Annotated in this window: 19 protein-coding genes and 1 tRNA gene; 14 read left to right on the forward strand and 6 right to left on the reverse strand. The window is 62.6% G+C overall.

The window, feature by feature from the left end:
- Window positions 1–304: 304 nt before the first annotated feature.
- Entirely contained in the window at window positions 305–1,912 is a 1,608-nt protein-coding gene (locus tag D4Q52_RS23485) for a heparinase II/III family protein (RefSeq protein ID WP_119859004.1), read from the forward strand.
- 23 nt (window positions 1,913–1,935) lie between these two features.
- On the forward strand, window positions 1,936–2,553 hold the full coding sequence (locus D4Q52_RS23490; RefSeq protein WP_119859005.1) for a class I SAM-dependent methyltransferase: 618 nt from the start codon (window positions 1,936–1,938) through the stop codon (window positions 2,551–2,553).
- Window positions 2,554–2,716: 163 nt separating this feature from the next.
- Here D4Q52_RS23490 and D4Q52_RS23495 read toward each other — a convergent pair whose 3' ends face one another.
- Both D4Q52_RS23495 and D4Q52_RS23500 read right to left on the reverse strand, forming a co-directional pair.
- Complete coding sequence (locus D4Q52_RS23495; RefSeq protein ID WP_182915421.1) at window positions 2,717–4,795, reverse strand: glycosyltransferase; 2,079 nt, start codon at window positions 4,793–4,795, stop codon at window positions 2,717–2,719.
- A 53-nt stretch (window positions 4,796–4,848) separates the two neighbouring features.
- Window positions 4,849–5,433 (reverse strand): O-methyltransferase, encoded by a 585-nt coding sequence (locus D4Q52_RS23500; RefSeq protein ID WP_119859007.1) that lies wholly within the window; start codon window positions 5,431–5,433, stop codon window positions 4,849–4,851.
- Window positions 5,434–5,574: 141 nt separating this feature from the next.
- On the opposite strand from D4Q52_RS23500, the gene D4Q52_RS23505 reads away from it, so the two are divergent.
- Complete coding sequence (locus D4Q52_RS23505) at window positions 5,575–6,555, forward strand: alginate lyase family protein (protein WP_234831309.1); 981 nt, start codon at window positions 5,575–5,577, stop codon at window positions 6,553–6,555.
- A 231-nt stretch (window positions 6,556–6,786) separates the two neighbouring features.
- Here D4Q52_RS23505 and pepT read toward each other — a convergent pair whose 3' ends face one another.
- Window positions 6,787–8,055 carry a peptidase T gene (pepT, locus tag D4Q52_RS23510; protein ID WP_182915423.1) on the reverse strand — a complete coding sequence of 423 codons (1,269 nt, stop codon included), beginning with the start codon at window positions 8,053–8,055 and terminating at the stop codon, window positions 6,787–6,789.
- Window positions 8,056–8,162: 107 nt separating this feature from the next.
- Entirely contained in the window at window positions 8,163–8,474 is a 312-nt protein-coding gene (locus tag D4Q52_RS23515; protein WP_054160665.1) for an HU family DNA-binding protein, read from the reverse strand.
- Between the two features lie 247 nt (window positions 8,475–8,721).
- Here D4Q52_RS23515 and D4Q52_RS23520 point away from each other — a divergent pair.
- Window positions 8,722–8,798 (forward strand) — tRNA-Asp (locus tag D4Q52_RS23520).
- 1 nt (window position 8,799) lies between these two features.
- Here D4Q52_RS23520 and D4Q52_RS26305 read toward each other — a convergent pair.
- A complete protein-coding gene (locus D4Q52_RS26305; RefSeq protein ID WP_147407849.1) occupies window positions 8,800–8,988 on the reverse strand; it encodes a hypothetical protein in 189 nt (62 codons plus the stop codon).
- Window positions 8,989–9,158: 170 nt separating this feature from the next.
- Window positions 9,159–9,353, reverse strand: coding sequence for a hypothetical protein (locus tag D4Q52_RS23525; protein ID WP_119859009.1), 195 nt, complete (start codon window positions 9,351–9,353; stop codon window positions 9,159–9,161).
- Between the two features lie 554 nt (window positions 9,354–9,907).
- Between D4Q52_RS23525 and D4Q52_RS23530 the strand changes: the two genes are divergently transcribed.
- The 10 genes from D4Q52_RS23530 to nuoG are packed head-to-tail and all read left to right on the forward strand — an operon-like array spanning window position 9,908 to window position 18,371.
- Window positions 9,908–10,273, forward strand: a complete 366-nt coding sequence (locus D4Q52_RS23530) for an NADH-quinone oxidoreductase subunit A (RefSeq protein WP_022722609.1) — start codon at window positions 9,908–9,910, stop codon at window positions 10,271–10,273.
- Window positions 10,274–10,284: 11 nt separating this feature from the next.
- On the forward strand, window positions 10,285–10,881 hold the full coding sequence (locus D4Q52_RS23535; protein WP_119859010.1) for a NuoB/complex I 20 kDa subunit family protein: 597 nt from the start codon (window positions 10,285–10,287) through the stop codon (window positions 10,879–10,881).
- Window positions 10,882–10,893: 12 nt separating this feature from the next.
- Window positions 10,894–11,508 (forward strand): NADH-quinone oxidoreductase subunit C, encoded by a 615-nt coding sequence (locus tag D4Q52_RS23540; protein WP_119859011.1) that lies wholly within the window; start codon window positions 10,894–10,896, stop codon window positions 11,506–11,508.
- A 51-nt stretch (window positions 11,509–11,559) separates the two neighbouring features.
- On the forward strand, window positions 11,560–12,765 hold the full coding sequence (locus tag D4Q52_RS23545) for an NADH-quinone oxidoreductase subunit D (RefSeq protein ID WP_119859012.1): 1,206 nt from the start codon (window positions 11,560–11,562) through the stop codon (window positions 12,763–12,765).
- Window positions 12,762–13,733: an FkbM family methyltransferase gene (locus D4Q52_RS23550; protein ID WP_119859013.1), complete on the forward strand. Its 972-nt coding sequence runs from the start codon at window positions 12,762–12,764 to the stop codon at window positions 13,731–13,733. Before D4Q52_RS23545 ends, D4Q52_RS23550 begins: the two co-directional genes overlap by 4 nt.
- A 2-nt stretch (window positions 13,734–13,735) precedes the next feature.
- Window positions 13,736–14,485: an NADH-quinone oxidoreductase subunit NuoE gene (gene nuoE, locus D4Q52_RS23555; RefSeq protein ID WP_119859014.1), complete on the forward strand. Its 750-nt coding sequence runs from the start codon at window positions 13,736–13,738 to the stop codon at window positions 14,483–14,485.
- Window positions 14,482–14,697, forward strand: a complete 216-nt coding sequence (locus D4Q52_RS23560; protein WP_119859015.1) for a hypothetical protein — start codon at window positions 14,482–14,484, stop codon at window positions 14,695–14,697. The genes nuoE and D4Q52_RS23560 overlap by 4 nt, the downstream gene beginning before the upstream one ends.
- Window positions 14,698–14,715: 18 nt before the next feature.
- The gene (gene nuoF, locus D4Q52_RS23565) at window positions 14,716–16,041 is read left to right on the forward strand and encodes an NADH-quinone oxidoreductase subunit NuoF (RefSeq protein ID WP_119859016.1); all 1,326 of its coding nucleotides are present in this window, start codon (window positions 14,716–14,718) and stop codon (window positions 16,039–16,041) included.
- A gap of 11 nt (window positions 16,042–16,052) precedes the next feature.
- Complete coding sequence (locus D4Q52_RS23570; protein ID WP_119859017.1) at window positions 16,053–16,262, forward strand: hypothetical protein; 210 nt, start codon at window positions 16,053–16,055, stop codon at window positions 16,260–16,262.
- 33 nt (window positions 16,263–16,295) lie between these two features.
- Entirely contained in the window at window positions 16,296–18,371 is a 2,076-nt protein-coding gene (gene nuoG, locus D4Q52_RS23575; protein WP_119859018.1) for an NADH-quinone oxidoreductase subunit NuoG, read from the forward strand.
- The last annotated feature ends 7 nt before the right edge of the window (window positions 18,372–18,378 follow it).

Here is an 18,378-nt window from a genome sequence, read left to right on the forward strand (position 1 = left end):
CCGTTAAGTTGCGAGATCAGACGAGGTTGCCGAGATCCGATGTTCGATACTACCCGACCATCGGCGGCAAGCCAAGCAGCCGAAGCGTCTGCAGCAAGAGAGCCATGGTGTCGCAGGAGACAGATAGAATTGTCGCCGAAGCCTGAAGACGCCAAACTCGGAAATCTCGCGAAGCGGTTGATGGTTCCTGACGGCGCGACACGCTTGGTGTTACGACAGCAACTATCTTGGAGACAGCGCGCCTTCTAGCGCCGCGCATGTTTTAGGTTAAATTGTGCTCACCGAAAGTTTCAAGAACAGAACGATGCAGGAAACTCTCAAGCAGAAAGTCCCGGGATCCGGCGGCGAAGCGACGCAATTGCAGGCGGAAGATCTCTATATCTGGAGCACATTCAACGACTACGAGAAGCAAACCAACGAAGGCTTTCGGCCGCGAAAGGATCGGCCTGCGGTCCGGCTGGTTGTGCCCATCGACTGGGCGCTGAGCCCATTTGAAGACTCGAACTGGCTGTTCCATTTGCACAGCTGGCGCATGATCGACCCGATCATGAAGGAATGGTTCGCGCGGCCGAACTCAGCGCTGGTCGAGGAAATGTGGTCCTACGCCGCCGACTGGTGGCGATATCACAAGAACGGTGGCCGATGTGCAATGAGCTGGTACGACATGGCTGTCGGCGTTCGTGCAATCCGGCTGGCTTTCTTCCTGCAACTGCACCGTGATGGCCAGCTCACGCTTTCCGCGGCGGACCAGACCACTCTTGCTGAACTCGTGAACGCACATGCTGCCGATCTTCGCGACCCGGCCAAGCTTGCCAGATCAAACCACGGGATATTTCAGGCAGTCGGTTACAGGTTGCTCGGTCGCCAAGCGCCGGCCTGTGAGTTGCTTGCCGATAGCGAGGTCGGATCGGCCGCGTACATGCAGGAGATCTTGGACGCGCAATACACCCCGGAGGGCATTCAAAAAGAGCACTCGCCGGGGTATCACATCTGGGTTTCGGGATTGCTCCGTGACCTCCGCGTTGCCGAGTGGTTCGCGGAGGTTCCTCTCATCACGCAGCGTGTCCAGGCGGCGATCGAGAATCAGGGCTGGTTCATCCAGTCCGATGGCGTGGTGGCCCGGATTGGTGATACGCGCGCCAGAAGGGAGCCGCCGAAATCGCTGTCTCCGTCGCCGGGCTGGGAAACGAACGAATACGCGGTCGGGGATTTCTCAAAATCTGGTTGGATCATCATTCGGTCCCGACCTCAGGTGCCGATCGAACAGCAATCCATGCTGTTCTTTACGGCCATGGCACACAGCTATACGCACAAGCATGCGGACGACCTCAGTTTCGAATGGTTCGACCGTGGGCGCAGGATCCTGATCGACAGCGGCCTGTATTCGTTTCATCGGGACGAAATGAGGCACTATGTGGAAACCTCGGCCGCGCATAATACGGTCGATTTCGCCGATCGCAGCATAGGGCGTTCGGACACCGCCCCGTACGGATCGGGTCTGGCCGCTCCGCAGTTTGCCGAGGATGGTTTCGTGCTGTCGGGCAAAGTGTGCAAACGAGCCAAGAAATTCGACCACTCCCGCAGATTGATTTGGAAGCCAGGCCGGTCTTTGGCTATCAGCGACCATCTGGTGGCCGAGAAGACCTACAAATTTGTCAGCCGGCTGCATTTCGATACGAATCTGACGCTGCACAATCTGGGTGCGGACATCGTCGCCGCATTCCGGGGCAGGGCGATCGCAAAAATCGTCCCTCCATCGGAAGCATCCGTTCAAATTGTCCGAGCCAGGGAAGGGGATTTGCTCGGCTGGGAATCGCCGGATTATCGGGTGATAAAGCCCGTCAGTGTGATCGAAGCCTATCTGCCAGAACAACTGGAAATGATTTCCGAATGGACGTTAACTCTCATTTAGCGTTCGAAGGAAGGAACGAGCGAATGTCGGACGGCATATCAGCGAACGAATACTGGAATAAGAGGAAGACACAGCTCTACTATCAGGTGGTGCAAGTTCTTTCGCAAAAGCTGGCGGTGCGGGCGAAGTCGGTCGTGGACGTGGGATCGAACCAGTGTCCCTACCTCGAGTGGTTTCCGGATGTGCCGCATCGAACCTCACTCGATCTGCGAAAGCCCTTCGTCGGACCGGGGATCAAATCGATCAAAGCGGACTTTCTCGCCTGGGACGCAGGCCGGACTTACGACCTGGCGTTGTGTCTGCAAGTCCTCGAGCATATTCCACGCGCCGATCTAGCGGCGAAGAAGCTTCTCGACGTGGCGAAGACGGTCGTCGTGAGCGTTCCATACAAATGGCCTGTCGGCACGGTCAGTACTCATGTGCACGATCCGGTCGACGAACAAAAAATGCTGGACTGGTTCGGTCGAAAGCCCAATTTTTCGTACCTGTGCCGGGAGGTCAACATAGACGCCGACCGGCTCATTCACGTCTATGAAAGAAACGATCTGGCCTGGAAGTTCACCAATCAAAGGAACGCGCTTCTCAAACAGATGAAGACGGCCGGAGGTGAGGCTGGTCCGTCGGCCGTAGCGAGCGCGTGAGAGCCGGGTTGTCGGCGTGGCTGGCCTTGTATAAGTCACGCCGACTTTATCATCGTTGGGACGATGGCCGGACGTGCGTCATTGGTTGCGATGGCGCTGGTGTCCGTCGTCGATGGTCGAGGGCAGCGCTGAACTGAGACCCGAGGTCGGACGCCGCGTCTCGTCAGGTCACCGCGATCTCGTCGGGCGCAACGAACTGCCTGGGGTTATGGCCGATCGGGATGATCATCGATTTGCCGGCCAGGATGTTGTCGAAATGCCAGCCGACCCAGTTCTCCCAGTATTTCAGACGCACCGGCGAATACCTGAACTCGTCGAAGGCGGTGACGCCGGCGGTGGTCAGTGAATTCTCATGGTGCAGGCCGAGCGCCAGGACGTCATCCATCTCCTCGACATTGGCAGCGCCGAAAGAGCTTTTGATCCGCCAGAGCATCTCGGTGTCGGCGCCGGTGCGGACGGAATCGAACACGCCGATCTTGTCGAACACCGCGCGCCTGATGAAGGTCGACGCCGGATTTCGGTGAACGAAACCGCCCCCCTTGCGGAGGATCGACTCGCCTTCCGACGTCATCCTGATCCAGCTCGACACGGTCGTGATCAGATCACGCTCGGTCATCCGCTTCAGGTGCGTCTCCAGTCGTTGCGGATGCATCCAGTCATCGGAATCGTGGAACGTGATGTATTCGCCCTTGGCTTCGACGACGGCCTGGTTCTTCGAACAATAGGTCCCCATATTGTAGTCGTTGAAGATGTACTTCACGCGCGGGTATCGCAGAGCCAGGTTCTTGATGATCGCGCGGGAATTGTCGGTGCTGCAATCGTCGACGATGATCAGTTCGAAATTGCCATAGGTCTGGTTGACGATGCTCTTGACCGCATGCTCGATGGTGGCCGCCGAATTGAACGACGTCATGACGATCGTGATCAGTGGATGATCGAGCTTCTTGTGGCTGAGCCGTTCGCCGAACCCGAACAGTGAGTTGGAGTCGTCGATGAGAAGGTCTTTGCCCGTGAGTCCCTGAGACTCGAAATGATTGCACATGTGCTGGCGCCAGGCCGATTTCGATCCGTGCCGGAGTGCAAAGTTCGCGAAGCTCGTATGGACGTCGGGGTGGGGCCGCTCGCGCTCCTTCAGGCCTCTCAGCAGCCGTACCGCCGTGGCCTGATCGCCGCGCCGATGCAGAAAATCCGCGATCGACACGATCTGGTTGGGATTGAGCTCCTTTCCGCATTCCATCGAGGTGCGGAGAAGTTGCTCGGCCTTGTCCGGAGCCGTCTGCATGATGAAATCGCCGAGCAGGAAGTAGGCTTCCCAGTCGAGCGGGTAGGTGGCGATGAGCTCCTCGTATTGCCTGATTCCGACGTCGGCGCGGCCCGATCGGACCGCAGCCAGCGCTCGCAGCTTGTACAACCGGTTGATCTCGGATTCCGAGAACAACACCAACTCGCTGGCTCTGGAGTGCAGATTGTCGGCCAGCTGGAAAGCGGTCTCGCTCATGAAGAATTTGAGAAACACACGCGCGGCAGTGAACGTCACGTAGTCTCTGACCGGCTTCTTGATGCTCGGGTTCTTCTGACACTGGTGATAGAGCCAGATTACTCCAGGGCCCGGATCCTTTTTATGAAGATCGAGGATCTGTCCGCGCGCGCTCTTGTCCTGGCCCGTGAGAATTTTCTCGAACACCTTGACGGCGGCATCGGTCGCCCCTTCGGAAAGGGATCGCGACGTACCGAGCTCGACGGCGGGTGCCGCGGGCGTAACAGGCGTGGCGGAAGAGGCCGGAGCGGCAGCGGCGGCTGATGGGGCGTCGTTGTTCGACTCTGAAGGCGCGGGCGCCGTCGACACGCTGGCGATCGCGTCCATAAAGGCTTCGACACGGCCGCTGTCGCCCAGCGTCTTCTTCAACTGTCGGCAGAGGTCGGCATCCGTGACGATGAGCCGCATCAGGTCCGACCAGTTCTTCGTCGTAGACAGGCTCTTGATCGAGGCTGCACCGAGCGGGATGTGCGCCTTGACCCATCTGATGTCGTCTGCGTCCAGATGCAGACGACGCTCTTCATGAACAGTTTCGCGCCGCTCCAACAGAGGCTCGATGGCGCTCGACCGGAATTCGGCGCTGGTGACGATGTTGCAGACAGATTCCGTGATCGAGCGAGCCTGCAATTCGATCATTGCTTTCTCGGAGGGTAGCCTTCCGAGCAGGATGCGCATCAGCGCCACAACGTCCGATTTTGAGGTCATCACCAATGCCGCGCTTAGGTCCTTGCCTGAAGGGTCGATCGGGAGACGATGATCTAGATCGGCTTGCGTCTGATCATCACCTGCGAGCCCTTCCAGAGGACGTCGTATTCGCCGGCCTTGTAATCCAGAAACGCGTTGATGGCGTCGTGCGGCCGCTGATCTGCGGGCCGATCGAGCTTCCACTGATAATCGTCCCAAATCATGACGCCGCCTTCGCGGAGCATCGCCCAGGCCATGATCGACATCACCAAGGTGGGATCCCGCATCTTGCCGGCATCGAGATAGATGATCTGGTAGCGCTTCTTTTGAGCGATCAAGTCGTCAAGGTGAGAAATCGCCTTGCCCTTGAGTTTGGTGACGCGGTCGCCGAATTCGGCGAGGTTGCTGTCGAAGCGGTTCTCGAATTCGCCGTTGAACAGATCGATGCAGGTCAGGTGGGCTTGGGGGAAGTGGTTGAGGATGAAAATCGCGGAGCGACCCTCGAAGCTGCCGAGTTCTAGAAACCTGATCGGCCGCTTAGTGAAGCCTTTGAGGTGCGTGGTCCAATGTGGGACCTTGGAAGTGAACCAATCTGAGGTCAGCTCTTTGCCCGCATACCACTCTTCGAGGTTGCGGGCATCTTTTTCTTTCAGCTTCATAAGTGCGCCTTGTTTCGAGAGCGATAATCAGTCGCAAATATGTGACTCAGAACTCGACTCTTTTCAACGAAAAAAGCAATCGCAGGTAGGGATGGGGTCGCTATTCGGATGACGATGACAGGACGACGACAGTTAGGGTTAATGTCGCGGTGGTTGATCGGTCTCATTCCGGTAATCGGAGTGATCTTATCATCGTCTGTTGTTAGTGCGTTGGAGTGCCCAAATACTGGGCCGGTGATAGCCAAAATTGAGGCATCTCGCGTCTATTCGCGCAACGATCCTACGTACTCCATCGTTGACGCAGCGGCCTACGAAAAGAACAGAGAACTGGTCGGGCCCACGCGACACTTTCAAGCCGTCATCTCGCGTTTGGCCGACGCGTCGCAGAGTGGAAGCAGCGAATTAAGTCGAAGCTGTCTGCATCAAATTCTTTCGACGTGGGCGCGAGGAAATGCGTTCCTTTCCGCGCCGAAAGCTCATCAGGAAGTACTTGTTCTGACATGGGTGCTTTCGACTGTGGCACTGGGGGTTGTGAAGGCCGACATGATCGACGAGGTCCGCGCCGATCCTCAGATCATGGCGTGGTTGGAAGAATTCCAGGCGCGGGTCGTTGCCAATGTCGAGGCGCGTAAGACAATCAACAATCACAATTACTGGGGCGCGCTGGCTGTATTCGTCAGTGGAGTCATTCTCAACAGGCAGGACTTGATCGAGCTTGCAGACGGATGGCACACGCAGGCGCTGGGCAACATCGATCAGGACGGATATTTGTCTGAAGAGCTGAAGCGTGGCGCGCGTGCTTATCACTACCACTACTTCGCGGCGCAGCCGCTGTTCGTGCAAGAGCGTCTTCGGCAGCTTGCCTTTCCAAGAAGGGCTGTTCCAGCTTCCCTGGGGCGATTACTTAATATGCTATCCCGCTCCGCGCTTCCCGCGCGTTTCCCTGTTCCGCAGCAGCCTGCGAAGGAAACCGGCTGGATGTCGATATACTGCCGTCAGGCTTCCTGCCAGCAGCAGTTCGACGCACATGAGTTCATCCCGCGGTTGGCGGGCCGCGTGGATGTGCTCGATGCGACGATGCAGAAACTGGACACGGCGACGCCGGCTGTTTCGTTGCATTGAGGCGGGCGGAGGTCGAGATCCCGTGACGATCGGGCGCACGCGCCAACTCCGGCGGCGCCACCCGGCGCAACAGCGCTTTTGATCATTCGCAGTTCGATAAGCGAAGCACCTCTACCGCGCACGGCGCGGCGCAGCCGGCGCCTCAGGGCGCGAACATGTCGTCGGGGCGTGTGCCGCGCGCGAAGGCGCCATTGTGAAGGTGGGCAGAAAGCAAGCGATCTGGAGCGGCGCCTACGCCCGCTCTTCCCAGATCATCGCCAGATGCACGATCGTCCGCACCGCGGCTTCCATGTCCTGGCGGCTGACCCATTCGAGGCGGGAGTGGAAGGCGTGTTCGCCGGCGAAGATGTTGGGGCAGGGCAGGCCCATGAACGACAGCCGCGAGCCATCGGTGCCGCCTCGGATCGAGGTGGTGACCGGCTCCAGGCCGGCGCGGCGGATGGCGTCGCGGGCATTGGCGACCAGCTCGGGGTGGCGGTCGAGCACCTGCTTCATGTTGCGGTACTGCGGCTTGATGTCGACGGTGGCGGTCGAGCGCGGGTAGCCGCGCATCACTTCGTCGACGATTGTTCGCAGCAGAGCGCCCTTGTCCTGCAGGCCGGCCTCGGTGAAGTCGCGGATGATCAGGCTCAGCGTCGCCTGCTCCAGCGTACCGGCGATGCCGATCGGATGCAGGAAGCCGTCGCGGCCCTCGGTCGTCTCCGGCGAGCAGGTGTCTTTCGGCAGCCGCTCGACGATCGCCGCGGCGATCTTGATGGCGTGTTCGATCTTGCCCTTGGCGAAGCCCGGGTGGGCGCTGACGCCGGTGATGGTGACGAGCGCGCCGTCGGCCGAGAACGTCTCGTCCTCGATATTGCCGGCGGTCTCACCGTCGATCGTGTAGGCGAAGTCGGCACCGAGCTTGTTGAGGTCGACCTTGTCGACGCCGCGGCCGATCTCTTCGTCCGGCGTGAACAGGATCTTGAGCGGACCGTGCTTGATCTCGGGATGCGCGATCAGGAAGGCCGCGGCGTCCATGATTTCGGCGATGCCGGCCTTGTTGTCGGCGCCGAGCAACGTGGTGCCGTCGGTGGTGATGATGTCGTGGCCGATCTGCTGCGCCAGCGCCGGGTGCTCGGCGAAGCGGATGACCTGGGCCGGATCCGCCGGCAGGACGATGTCGCCGCCCTGATAATTCTTCACGATCTGAGGTTTGACCCCGGCGCCTGAACAATCGGGCGAGGTGTCCATGTGCGAGCAGAAGCAGATCACCGGGACGTTCGGCTTGTCGGTCGTCGCCGGGATCGTGGCGTAGACGTAGCCGTGGTCATCGAGATGGGCGTCGGCGAGGCCGAGGTCGCGCAACTCCTGCGCCAACAGGGCGCCGAGAGTCTTCTGCTTGTCGGTCGAGGGGCAGGTCGGCGAGGCGGGATCGGACTGGGTGTCGATCGCGGCGTAGCGCAGGAAGCGCTCGGTGACGCCATGGCTGAAGGCGATGTCGCGGGTCGGTGAATTGCTCACGTCGGGGACCGCCGGACTTGATGGTGCCCGGCAGGCCGGGCTTTGCAGCAACACGATCCCGGGAGCCGTTGGCCGCCCGGGATCGCGAGAAGCGTCGGAAGCAGAGCTTAGATGGCTTCCTTGAGTTCCTTGGCGGCGCGGAACGCGACCTTCTTGCTGGCCTTGATCTGGATGGTCTCGCCGGTGGCCGGGTTGCGGCCGGTGCGGGCGGCACGCTTGCGGACCTGGAGGATGCCGAGGCCGACGATGCGGATGCGCTCGCCCTTCTTCAGGTGCTTGGTGATGCGGGCGACCATGTCGCCGAGAATCGCTTCGGTCTGCTTCTTCGACAGTTCGTGCTCCTCGGCCAGCGCGGCGGCGAGATGCTTCAGGGTCACGGTCGTGGGGGTCGCGGCTTTCGCGACTGCTTTCTTCGCCATATTTAGCCCTCCGGGTTTTGTAGCGGCTTAGGAAACTAAGACGTAGCAGGCCTTAAACGATTCGGGTGGCGCCTGCATACGCTGTTTCCCCTGAAAACAGCGGTTTTTTCGCATTGCCTGTTCAAAAACCACCGGCAGCAAAGGACATTTGCAATACCGCGCACGCGAACCCACAACCTTCGCGCAATCGGCTTGACTTGCGGATGGCGCCCCGGTAGATCGACCGCCTGCGCGGGACGCAAACCACGCGGGAGTAGCTCAGTTGGTTAGAGCGCCGGCCTGTCACGCCGGAGGTCGCGGGTTCGAGCCCCGTCTCTCGCGCCATTTAGCCCTGTTCAATCAGGCGTTTGGCGAAGCCGCAGAAAACTCCGGAAAGACTGTCTGACTGCAGCGCTTGGGCGTTGAGGCTGCGTGCTGCGTTCGTGCTTTGCAATGCTTCGAGCATGCGGCCGGCGGATGCGTGGGCATGCTCGCAGTCGGGTGCGTCACGCCGCGGCGGCGCTTTGCGATTCATTCAGCACGTTTTGCAGAAGTCGGGGATTCATCCCGGCATGTCCAGCACGACCGGGCGTCGGCGATCGTGCGGCGCGCGCCGGGGCCGGCTGCTCGACAACAAAAAGGCCGCCCGAAAGGCGGCCGCCGTCAACCCTCTGTGAGGCGCGATGCGCGGAGCGATCCGCGCGCCTATCTCACCGTCGAGGTCTCGGAGCTGGTGACGGTGATCTGCTTCGTTGCCTTCACGACGTGGGCGGTCTGGCTGTAGTCGGACGAGACCCGCGCTGAAATTCCGAGCACCGCGACCGCAATGCCGGCCACCAGGGCCACCACCACGATCTTCAGGTGGGTCGCACGATCCGCCGAATGGATGGAGTGATTCATCTGCCGCCTCCCACGAAGGAGCTTGCTGCTGCTTCGATGGCGGGAGTCATACGGGCCGTGTGTTTCCGGATAGTTTCGCGGGGTTTGGAAATGGTTTCGTCGGATCTGGATATGGTTTCCGGCACGTTTACGGTGTGGCGGCGAGCGCGGTGGGGCGCGCGCCCGTGCTGGGGCGTCATTCCCGCGAGATGCGGGGATGAGTATTGAAGAGCGTTTGCTGTTCGCTGCAAAGGTTTGGGATACTGGGTCGCCCGCCTCCGCGGGCAACGACGGTCGTGTGGGCAGGGCCGCCTCAGTCGCAGCGTCGGAGTGCTGCTGAGGGTGCTCCACAACGATAAGGGTGGTGCATAGGAACGTAGCGCCTTGAGGCGCGTGAAGATGTGAACCGCGGTTTGTGCATGTGTCCGGGAGAACCCATGTCTTGTCAGGAGAGGCCGTGGACGCGTTGTCAACACAGCTTGCCTTGCGCCCCCTGTTGCACTGCGCTAAGCGGTAGAACAATTCAAATGCAAACGAGTCTGCGGCGGTGCACAACCGCGGGATAGGGAACGGTAATGAGCGGCATTCTGCCGAATTATCTGCCAATCGTGGTGTTTATTATCGTAGCGGCTGGTCTGAGCTTCGTGCTCCTGGTGGCGCCTTTTGCCGTCGCCTACCAGCAGCCTGATCCGGAAAAGCTGTCGGCTTATGAATGCGGGTTCAACGCTTTTGGCGATGCCCGCATGAAGTTTGACGTGCGGTTCTATCTGGTCGCGATCCTGTTCATCATCTTCGACCTCGAGGTCGCTTTCCTGTTTCCCTGGGCGGTCGCGTTCGGGAAGCTGGGTGCGACCGGCTTCTGGTCGATGATGGTGTTTCTCGGTGTGCTCACCGTCGGCTTCGCGTATGAGTGGAAGAAGGGTGCACTGGAATGGGATTGAGGTCAGCCTCGATGCAGCAGACGCCGTCGGCCAATCCGATCGGGGCTCAGCCGCTGGTCGCGCCGGCGCCGCGCGGCATCATCGATCCGAATACCGGCAAGCCGATCGGCAGCGACGATCCGTTCTTCCAGAACGTCAATCGCGAACTGTCCGACAAGGGCTTCTTCGTCGCCGCGACCGATGACCTGATCACCTGGGCGCGCACCGGCTCGCTGATGTGGATGACGTTCGGTCTCGCCTGTTGCGCGGTCGAGATGATGCAACTGTCGATGCCGCGCTACGACGCCGAGCGGTTCGGCTTCGCGCCGCGTGCGTCGCCGCGCCAGTCGGACGTGATGATCGTCGCCGGCACGCTGACCAACAAGATGGCGCCCGCGCTCCGCAAGGTCTACGATCAGATGCCGGAGCCGCGCTACGTCATCTCGATGGGCTCCTGCGCCAACGGCGGCGGCTATTATCATTATTCCTATGCAGTCGTCCGCGGCTGCGATCGCGTGGTTCCGGTCGACATCTACGTGCCGGGCTGCCCGCCCACCGCCGAGGCTCTCCTGTACGGCATGCTGCTGCTGCAGAAGAAGATCCGCCGGACCGGTACGATCGAACGCTAAGAAGGCTGCTTCATGGACGACAACGGGCTCGACACCCTTGGTCAGACGATCGTGGCCGCCTTGCCGGGCGCCGCGATCGGTCACTCGGTTGCGCATGGCCAGCTCGAGATCGCGATCGATCCGCTCAAGGTCGTGGACATCGTGCGGGTGCTGCGTGACGATCCGCGGCTGCGCTTCGTCAGCATCATCGACGTCACCGCGGTCGACTACCCGGGCCGCGAATTGCGGTTCGACATGGTCTACCACTTCCTGTCGCCGACGCTGAACGAGCGGGTGCGGCTGGTCGGGCAGGTCGGCGAGACCACGATGGTGCCGTCGATCATCAGCGAGTTCCCGGGCGCCGACTGGTTCGAGCGCGAGGTCTACGACCTCTACGGCATCGTCATCACCGGCCACCCCGACATGCGCCGGATCCTGACCGACTACGGCTTCGACGGCCATCCGCTGCGCAAGGACTTCCCGCTCAGCGGCTTCGTCGAAGTGCGTTACGACGACGACCAGAAGCGGGTGGTGTACGAGCCGGTGCGGCTCAACCAGGAATTCCGCAAGTTCGATTTCCTCTCGCCCTGGGAAGGCGCCGACTATCCGATCCTCCCCGGAGACGAGAAGGCTGGGGTGAAGCCGTGACGCCATTCGCTACTCGCCATTCGCTATTCGCCAGCAAGCGGAGCTTGCCCCATGGCTGACGCCGCCACCGAGGCCGCTGGTCTCCGCAATTTCACCATCAATTTCGGCCCGCAGCATCCGGCGGCGCACGGCGTGCTGCGGCTGGTGCTGGAGCTCGACGGCGAAGTCGTCGAGCGCGTCGATCCGCATATCGGCCTGCTGCATCGCGGCACCGAGAAGCTGATCGAAGCCAAGACCTATCTGCAGGCGATCCCGTATTTCGATCGGCTCGACTACGTCGCGCCGATGAGTCAGGAGCACGCCTTCTGCCTGGCGACCGAGAAGCTGCTCGGCATCGAGGTGCCGCGCCGCGCGCAGCTGATCCGCGTGTTGTTTTGCGAGATTAGCCGCATCCTGTCGCACATGCTCAACGTCACCACGCAGGCGATGGACGTCGGCGCGCTGACGCCGCCGCTGTGGGGCTTCGAAGAGCGCGAAAAGCTGATGATGTTCTACGAGCGCGTTTCCGGCAGCCGGATGCACGCGGCGTATTTCCGCGTCGGCGGCGTGCACCAGGACATGCCGAAGCAGCTGATCGACGACATCGACGTGTGGTGCGACAACTTCGTGCAGACCGTCGACGATCTCGAAACGCTGCTGACCAACAACCGCATCTTCAAGCAGCGCAACGTCGACATCGGCGTGATCTCGCTCGACGATTGCTGGAAGTGGGGCTTTTCCGGCGTAATGGTGCGCGGCTCGGGCGCGGCCTGGGACCTGCGCAAGGCGCAGCCCTACGAGTGCTACGCCGAGATGGAATTCGACGTTCCGATCGGCAAGAACGGCGACTGCTACGATCGCTACTGCATCCGCGTCGAGGAGATGCGGCAGTCGGTCAAGATCATGAAGCAGTGCATCGCCAAGCTGCGCGCGCCGGACGGGCAGGGCCGTGTCGCGGTCGACGACAACAAGATCTTCCCGCCGCGCCGCGCCGAGATGAAGCGCTCGATGGAATCGCTGATCCATCACTTCAAGCTCTACACCGAAGGCTTCCGCGTGCCGGCCGGCCAGGTCTACGTCGCGGTCGAGGCGCCGAAGGGCGAGTTCGGCGTGTTCCTGGTCTCGGACGGCACCAACAAGCCCTACAAGTGCAAGGTTCGCGCGCCGGGGTTCGCGCACCTGCAGGCGATGGACTACATGAACCGCGGCCATCTGCTGGCGGACGTGTCGGCCATCCTCGGCTCGCTCGACATCGTGTTCGGAGAGGTCGATCGGTGATCCCACCCGCGCCCATCCAGTTCGATCGCGCGACCGGCGCTCTCGAGGGGGCTAGCGCCCTCGAGCGCGTCGCCGCGTACGCACTGGTGATGGGCGCGCGCGTGTCGTCGGCGTTCTCGTATCGCGGCTACAATGCCGCGGCGAACCTGATGCGCAAGGCGCTGCCGGAGCGCGACATCGCGATCAAGCTCAACAGCGACGCGACGTTCGTGTTCCCTTATGGCGATGGCTACTGGAGCAAGCTGCTCGAACGCTCGTATCGCTACGAGATCGAGCTCGATCTGCTGTTTGCGCATTCGGCGGACGTGGACTACACGTTCGTCGATTGCGGTGCGAATTACGGCTACTGGTCGGTGCTGGTGTCGAGCCGCCCGTTCGGCGCGCATCGCACTATCGCGATCGAGCCATCGCGCTCCAATTTCGCGCGGCTGGCGCACAACGCCAAGGTCAACGGCGACCGTTTCGAGACGTTGAAATGCGCGATCGGCGCGGCGCGCGGCACCGCGCGGCTGTCGGGCACCAAGCACGAGGCGCTGAGCATCGTCGGCCATGACGACGCGACGGGCGAGGACGTGCCGGTGATCCGGCTCGACGATCTGATCGACGACGGCCACCTGGCGGTCGGCGGCAAGTATCTGGTGAAGCTCGACGTCGAAGGCGTCGAGATCGACGCGATCCGCGGCGGCGAACGGCTGCTGCAGGGCGACACCGCCATTTTGTGCGAGGAACACGGCAGCGACCGGGCTCATACCGTGTCGCGCTTCATCCTCGAAAATACGCCGTTGAAGCTGGTGGTCTACGATCCCGGCAGCAACAAATTCGAGGCCGTCGTCGACCTCGCCATCCTCGACCGGATCAAGGTCGCGTCGAATGTCGGCTACAACGTCGTCGGCACTGCGAGCGCGTTCTGGCAGGCCCGGATCGAAAACCTGAATGCGAGCGCCGCCAAGCGCGCGATGAGAAACTGATCATGTCCGTCCGTCGTCTGGCTCCGAAAGAGCTGCAACCCGCCAGCTTCGCGTTCACCGAGGACAACCTCGCCTGGGCGCAGCGCGAGATCGCCAAGTACCCGCCGGGCCGCCAGTTCTCGGCGGTGATCGCCATGATGTGGCGGGCGCAGGAGCAGTGCGGCGGTTGGCTGCCGGAAGCTGCGATCCGCGTGGTCGCCGACATGATCGAGATGCCCTATATCCGCGCGCTGGAAGTCGCGACCTTCTACACGATGTTTCAGCTCAATCCGGTCGGAAAGAAGGCGCATGTGCAGGTCTGCGGCACAACGCCCTGCATGCTGCGCGGCGCCGGCGAACTGATCGAGGTCTGCAAGAGCCGTATCCATCACGATCCCTTCCATCTGTCGCCGGACGGCGATTTTTCGTGGGAGGAGGTCGAGTGCGCCGGCGCCTGCGTGAACGCGCCGATGGTGCAGATCTGGAAGGACACCTACGAGGATCTGACGCCGGAGCTGCTCAACAAGGTGATCGACGGCTTTGCCGCTGGCAATCCGCCGAAGCCCGGCCCGCAGAACGGCCGGCAATACGCCGCGCCGATCACCGGCCCGACGACGCTGAAGACCGGCGGCATCAATGTCGAGCCGGGCGACAACAAAGGTCCGGCGCTGACCGATAACGAGCCAAAGCGGACGACCGCCGAGGCGAACGTGCGCGAACGGCCCGATCCCAAGGCGCCGACCGCTGACGCTACCGAGAAGAACCCGCCATGATCGCGCCGATGAGCACCGGCCGGAGCGGGGCCGAGGGGACTGGATCGATGAGCAAGCCGCTCTACATCGCGATGCACGCTTGCATCGCCGCCGTCTTCATCTTCGTGCTGCAGCGCTACGCGCTCAGCGCGACATTCGAGTCGAGCCTGATCTGGGCGCTTACCTTCGGGGGATGCGCCGCCGGGCTCGCTTACATGCAATCGAATCGCTGACAGGGAACGTCGCAAGCCATGCTCGACGACAAGGACCGCATTTTCCGGAACCTGTACGGCCTCGACGACTGGGGCCTCAAGGGCGCGCGCCGTCGCGGCCAATGGGAAGGCACCAAGGCGATCATCGACAAGGGTCGCGACTGGATCATCAGCGAGATGAAGGCGTCGGGCTTGCGCGGCCGCGGCGGCGCCGGCTTCCCGACCGGCCTCAAGTGGTCCTTCATGCCGAAGGACAACGCCGACGGCCGGCCGAGCTATCTGGTCGTCAACGCCGACGAGTCCGAGCCGGGCACGTGCAAAGACCGCGAGATCATGCGGCACGATCCGCATACGCTGGTCGAGGGCTGTCTGATCGCCGGCTGCGCCATGGGCGCCCATGTCGGCTACATCTACGTTCGCGGCGAGTTCATCCGCGAGCGCGAGCACCTGCAGGCGGCGATCGATCAGGCCTATGACGCCAAGCTGATCGGCAAGGACAACGTCCACGGCTATCCGTTCGATCTGTATGTGGCTCACGGTGCCGGTGCTTATATCTGCGGCGAAGAAACGGCCCTATTGGAAAGCCTCGAAGGCAAGAAGGGGCAGCCGCGCCTGAAGCCGCCGTTCCCGGCCAATGTCGGCCTGTACGGCTGTCCGACCACTGTCAACAACGTCGAGTCGATCGCGGTGGCGCCCGACATCCTGCGCCGCGGCGCGGCGTGGTTCTCCGGCATCGGCCGGCCGAACAACGTCGGCACCAAGCTGTACGGCATCTCCGGCCACGTCAACGCACCGTGCGTGGTCGAGGACGCGATGAGCATCCCGTTCCGCGAACTGATCGACAAGCACGCCGGCGGCATCCGCGGCGGCTGGGACAATCTCCTGGCGATCATTCCCGGCGGCGCGTCGTGCCCGCTGATCCCGGCGGCGGATTGCGAAGAGCTGATCATGGATTTCGACGGCACCCGCGCGGTGAAGTCGAGCTTCGGCACCGCCGGCGTCATCGTCATGGACAAGTCCACCGACGTCGTCGCCGCGATCGCCCGCATCAGCTACTTCTTCAAGCACGAGAGCTGCGGCCAGTGCACGCCGTGCCGCGAAGGCACCGGCTGGATGTGGCGCGTGCTGAGCCGCATGGTCGAGGGGCGCGCCCACAAGCGCGAGATCGACATGCTGCTCGAAGTGACCAAGCAGGTCGAAGGTCACACCATCTGCGCGCTCGGCGACGCCGCGGCCTGGCCGATCCAGGGCCTGATCCGCGCCTTCCGTCCGGAGATCGAGCGCCGCATCGACGATTTCTCGCGCAAGGCCACGCTCGACGACCAGGGCGTGCTCGATCCGGCGCATATGGTGGCGGCGGAGTAGGGAGGCGAAGGATGGCGGAGCAGCCGGACAATCTTGTGCTGACTTATTTGCGGCGGCTGGACGGCAAAATCGATCGCGTGCTCGATGACGTTCAGGACCTCAAAGTTCGCATGACCGCCGTCGAGGAAGGGTTGGCCGGTGTGAACCGGCGGCTCGACCGTCTAGAAGTTCGTGTCGACCGGATTGAACGCCGCCTTGAATTGTCCGAACAACCGCATTGATCGCTTGCCGACAATGAGAGTGACTGAAGCCCAATGATCAAGATCATCGTCGACGGCAAGGAAGTCGAGGTTCCGCCGGAATACACGCTGCTGCAGGCCTGCGAACAGGCCGGCGCCGAGATTCCGCGGTTCTGTTATCACGAGCGGCTGTCGATCGCCGGCAACTGCCGCATGTGCCTGGTCGAGCTGAAGGGCACGCCGAAGCCGGTCGCGAGCTGCGCCTGGGGCGTGCGCGACTGCCGCCCGGGCCCGAACGGCGAGCCGCCGGAGATCAATACCAAGACTCCGATGGTGAAGAAGGCCCGCGAGGGCGTTATGGAGTTCCTGCTGATCAACCATCCGCTCGACTGCCCGATCTGCGATCAGGGTGGCGAGTGCGACCTGCAGGATCAGGCGATGGGCTACGGCGTCGACACCAGCCGGTTCGCCGAGAACAAGCGCGCGGTCGAGGACAAGTATCTCGGCGCGCTGGTCAAGACCTCGATGAACCGCTGCATTCAGTGCACCCGCTGCGTGCGCTTCGCCGCCGAAGTCTGCGGCGTGCCGGAAATGGGCGCGATCGGCCGCGGCGAGGATATGGAGATCACCTCTTATCTCGAGAGCGCGCTGACCTCGGAGCTGCAGGGCAACCTGGTCGACATCTGCCCGGTGGGCGCGCTGACCTCCAAGCCGTACGCCTTCGCGGCGCGGCCCTGGGAACTCGGCAAGACGCAGTCGGTCGACGTCATGGACGGCGTCGGCTCGTCGATCCGCGTTGACACCCGCGGCCGCGAGGTGATGCGCATCCTGCCGCGCGTCAACGAGGCGATCAACGAGGAGTGGATCTCCGACAAGACCCGCCACATCGTCGATGGCCTGCGCACCCAGCGGCTCGACCAGCCTTACGTCCGTGAAGGCGGCAAGCTGCGTCCGGCGAGCTGGCCGGAAGCGTTCGGTCTGATCAAGGCCAAGATTGCTGCCGCCGATGCCAGGAAGATCGGCGCGATCGCCGGCGATCTCGCCGCGGTCGAAGAGATGTTCGCGCTGAAGCAACTGCTCGAGCAGCTCGGCTCGTCGAATATGGCGGCCGAGAGCGTCGCGGCGTTCAGCCCGAAAGCGGGCAGGGCGTCCTACATCTTCAACCCGACCATCGCGGGCATCGAGCAGGCCGACGCGCTGCTGATCATCGGCTCTAACCCGCGCAAGGAGGCGTCGATCGTCAACGCCCGGATCCGCAAGCGCTGGCGCACCGGCCAGCTGGCGGTTGGCGTGATCGGCGAGCAGTCGGAGCTGACCTATTCGTATGACTATCTCGGCGCCGGCGCCGAGACGCTCGCCGACCTCGCGGCCGGCAAGCACTCGTTCGCCGAGACGTTGAAGAACGCCAAGAACCCGATCGTGCTGATCGGCGCCGCGGCGACCTCGCGGCGTGACGGCGCGGCGCTGCTGGCGGCCGCCGCCAAGCTCGCTGGCGACATCGGCGCGGTCAAGGAGGGCTGGAACGGCTTCGCCGTGCTGCACCCGGCGGCCTCCAGCGTCGGCGCGCTCGACATCGGCTTCGCGCCGGGCGAGGGCGGCAAGGACCTGGCGCAGATGACGACCCAAGGCGCGATGGACGTGGTGTTCGCGCTCGGCGCCGACGAGGTGAAGCTGCCGGACGGCGCCTTCGTCGTCTATATCGGCACCCACGGCGACCGCGGCGCGCACCGCGCCGACGTCATCCTGCCGGGCGCGGCCTATACCGAGAAGTCGGGCATCTACGTCAACACCGAGGGCCGGGTGCAGATCGCCAACCGCGCGTCGTTCCCGCCGGGTGACGCGCGCGAGGACTGGGCGATCATCCGGGCGCTGTCCGACGCGCTCGGCGCCAGGCTGCCCTACGATTCGCTGCAGGCGCTGCGCAAGGCGATCTTCGCCGCCGTGCCGCATCTGATGCGTGTCGACCAGATCGAAGCCGGCGACGCCGGCGCCGTGCGCACGCTGGCCGCCGCGGGCGGCAGCATCGATAAGGCGCCGCTCAAGCCGGCGATTGCGGATTACTACATGACCAACCCGATCGCGCGGGCCTCGGCGGTGATGGCGGAATGTTCCCGTCTCGCTTCCGGCCAGATGCTGACGGCGGCGGAATAGGCAGGAC

This window comes from Rhodopseudomonas palustris (assembly GCF_003591005.1).
GTDB classification, from domain to species: domain Bacteria; phylum Pseudomonadota; class Alphaproteobacteria; order Rhizobiales; family Xanthobacteraceae; genus Rhodopseudomonas; species Rhodopseudomonas palustris_K.

What these genes read in the sequence shown, in the direction of transcription:
- D4Q52_RS23485 (WP_119859004.1), top strand. Translation starts at nt 305, where the DNA reads ATGCAGGAAACTCTCAAGCAGAAAGTCCCGGGATCCGGCGGCGAAGCG.
- D4Q52_RS23490 (WP_119859005.1), top strand. Translation starts at nt 1,936, where the DNA reads ATGTCGGACGGCATATCAGCGAACGAATACTGGAATAAGAGGAAGACA.
- D4Q52_RS23495 (WP_182915421.1), bottom strand. Translation starts at nt 4,795, where the DNA reads ATGACCTCAAAATCGGACGTTGTGGCGCTGATGCGCATCCTGCTCGGA.
- D4Q52_RS23500 (WP_119859007.1), bottom strand. Translation starts at nt 5,433, where the DNA reads ATGAAGCTGAAAGAAAAAGATGCCCGCAACCTCGAAGAGTGGTATGCG.
- D4Q52_RS23505 (WP_234831309.1), top strand. Translation starts at nt 5,575, where the DNA reads ATGTCGCGGTGGTTGATCGGTCTCATTCCGGTAATCGGAGTGATCTTA.
- D4Q52_RS23515 (WP_054160665.1), bottom strand. Translation starts at nt 8,474, where the DNA reads ATGGCGAAGAAAGCAGTCGCGAAAGCCGCGACCCCCACGACCGTGACC.
- D4Q52_RS26305 (WP_147407849.1), bottom strand. Translation starts at nt 8,988, where the DNA reads ATGAATCGCAAAGCGCCGCCGCGGCGTGACGCACCCGACTGCGAGCAT.
- D4Q52_RS23525 (WP_119859009.1), bottom strand. Translation starts at nt 9,353, where the DNA reads ATGAATCACTCCATCCATTCGGCGGATCGTGCGACCCACCTGAAGATC.
- D4Q52_RS23530 (WP_022722609.1), top strand. Translation starts at nt 9,908, where the DNA reads ATGAGCGGCATTCTGCCGAATTATCTGCCAATCGTGGTGTTTATTATC.
- D4Q52_RS23535 (WP_119859010.1), top strand. Translation starts at nt 10,285, where the DNA reads ATGCAGCAGACGCCGTCGGCCAATCCGATCGGGGCTCAGCCGCTGGTC.
- D4Q52_RS23540 (WP_119859011.1), top strand. Translation starts at nt 10,894, where the DNA reads ATGGACGACAACGGGCTCGACACCCTTGGTCAGACGATCGTGGCCGCC.
- D4Q52_RS23545 (WP_119859012.1), top strand. Translation starts at nt 11,560, where the DNA reads ATGGCTGACGCCGCCACCGAGGCCGCTGGTCTCCGCAATTTCACCATC.
- nuoE (WP_119859014.1), top strand. Translation starts at nt 13,736, where the DNA reads ATGTCCGTCCGTCGTCTGGCTCCGAAAGAGCTGCAACCCGCCAGCTTC.
- D4Q52_RS23560 (WP_119859015.1), top strand. Translation starts at nt 14,482, where the DNA reads ATGATCGCGCCGATGAGCACCGGCCGGAGCGGGGCCGAGGGGACTGGA.
- nuoF (WP_119859016.1), top strand. Translation starts at nt 14,716, where the DNA reads ATGCTCGACGACAAGGACCGCATTTTCCGGAACCTGTACGGCCTCGAC.
- D4Q52_RS23570 (WP_119859017.1), top strand. Translation starts at nt 16,053, where the DNA reads ATGGCGGAGCAGCCGGACAATCTTGTGCTGACTTATTTGCGGCGGCTG.
- nuoG (WP_119859018.1), top strand. Translation starts at nt 16,296, where the DNA reads ATGATCAAGATCATCGTCGACGGCAAGGAAGTCGAGGTTCCGCCGGAA.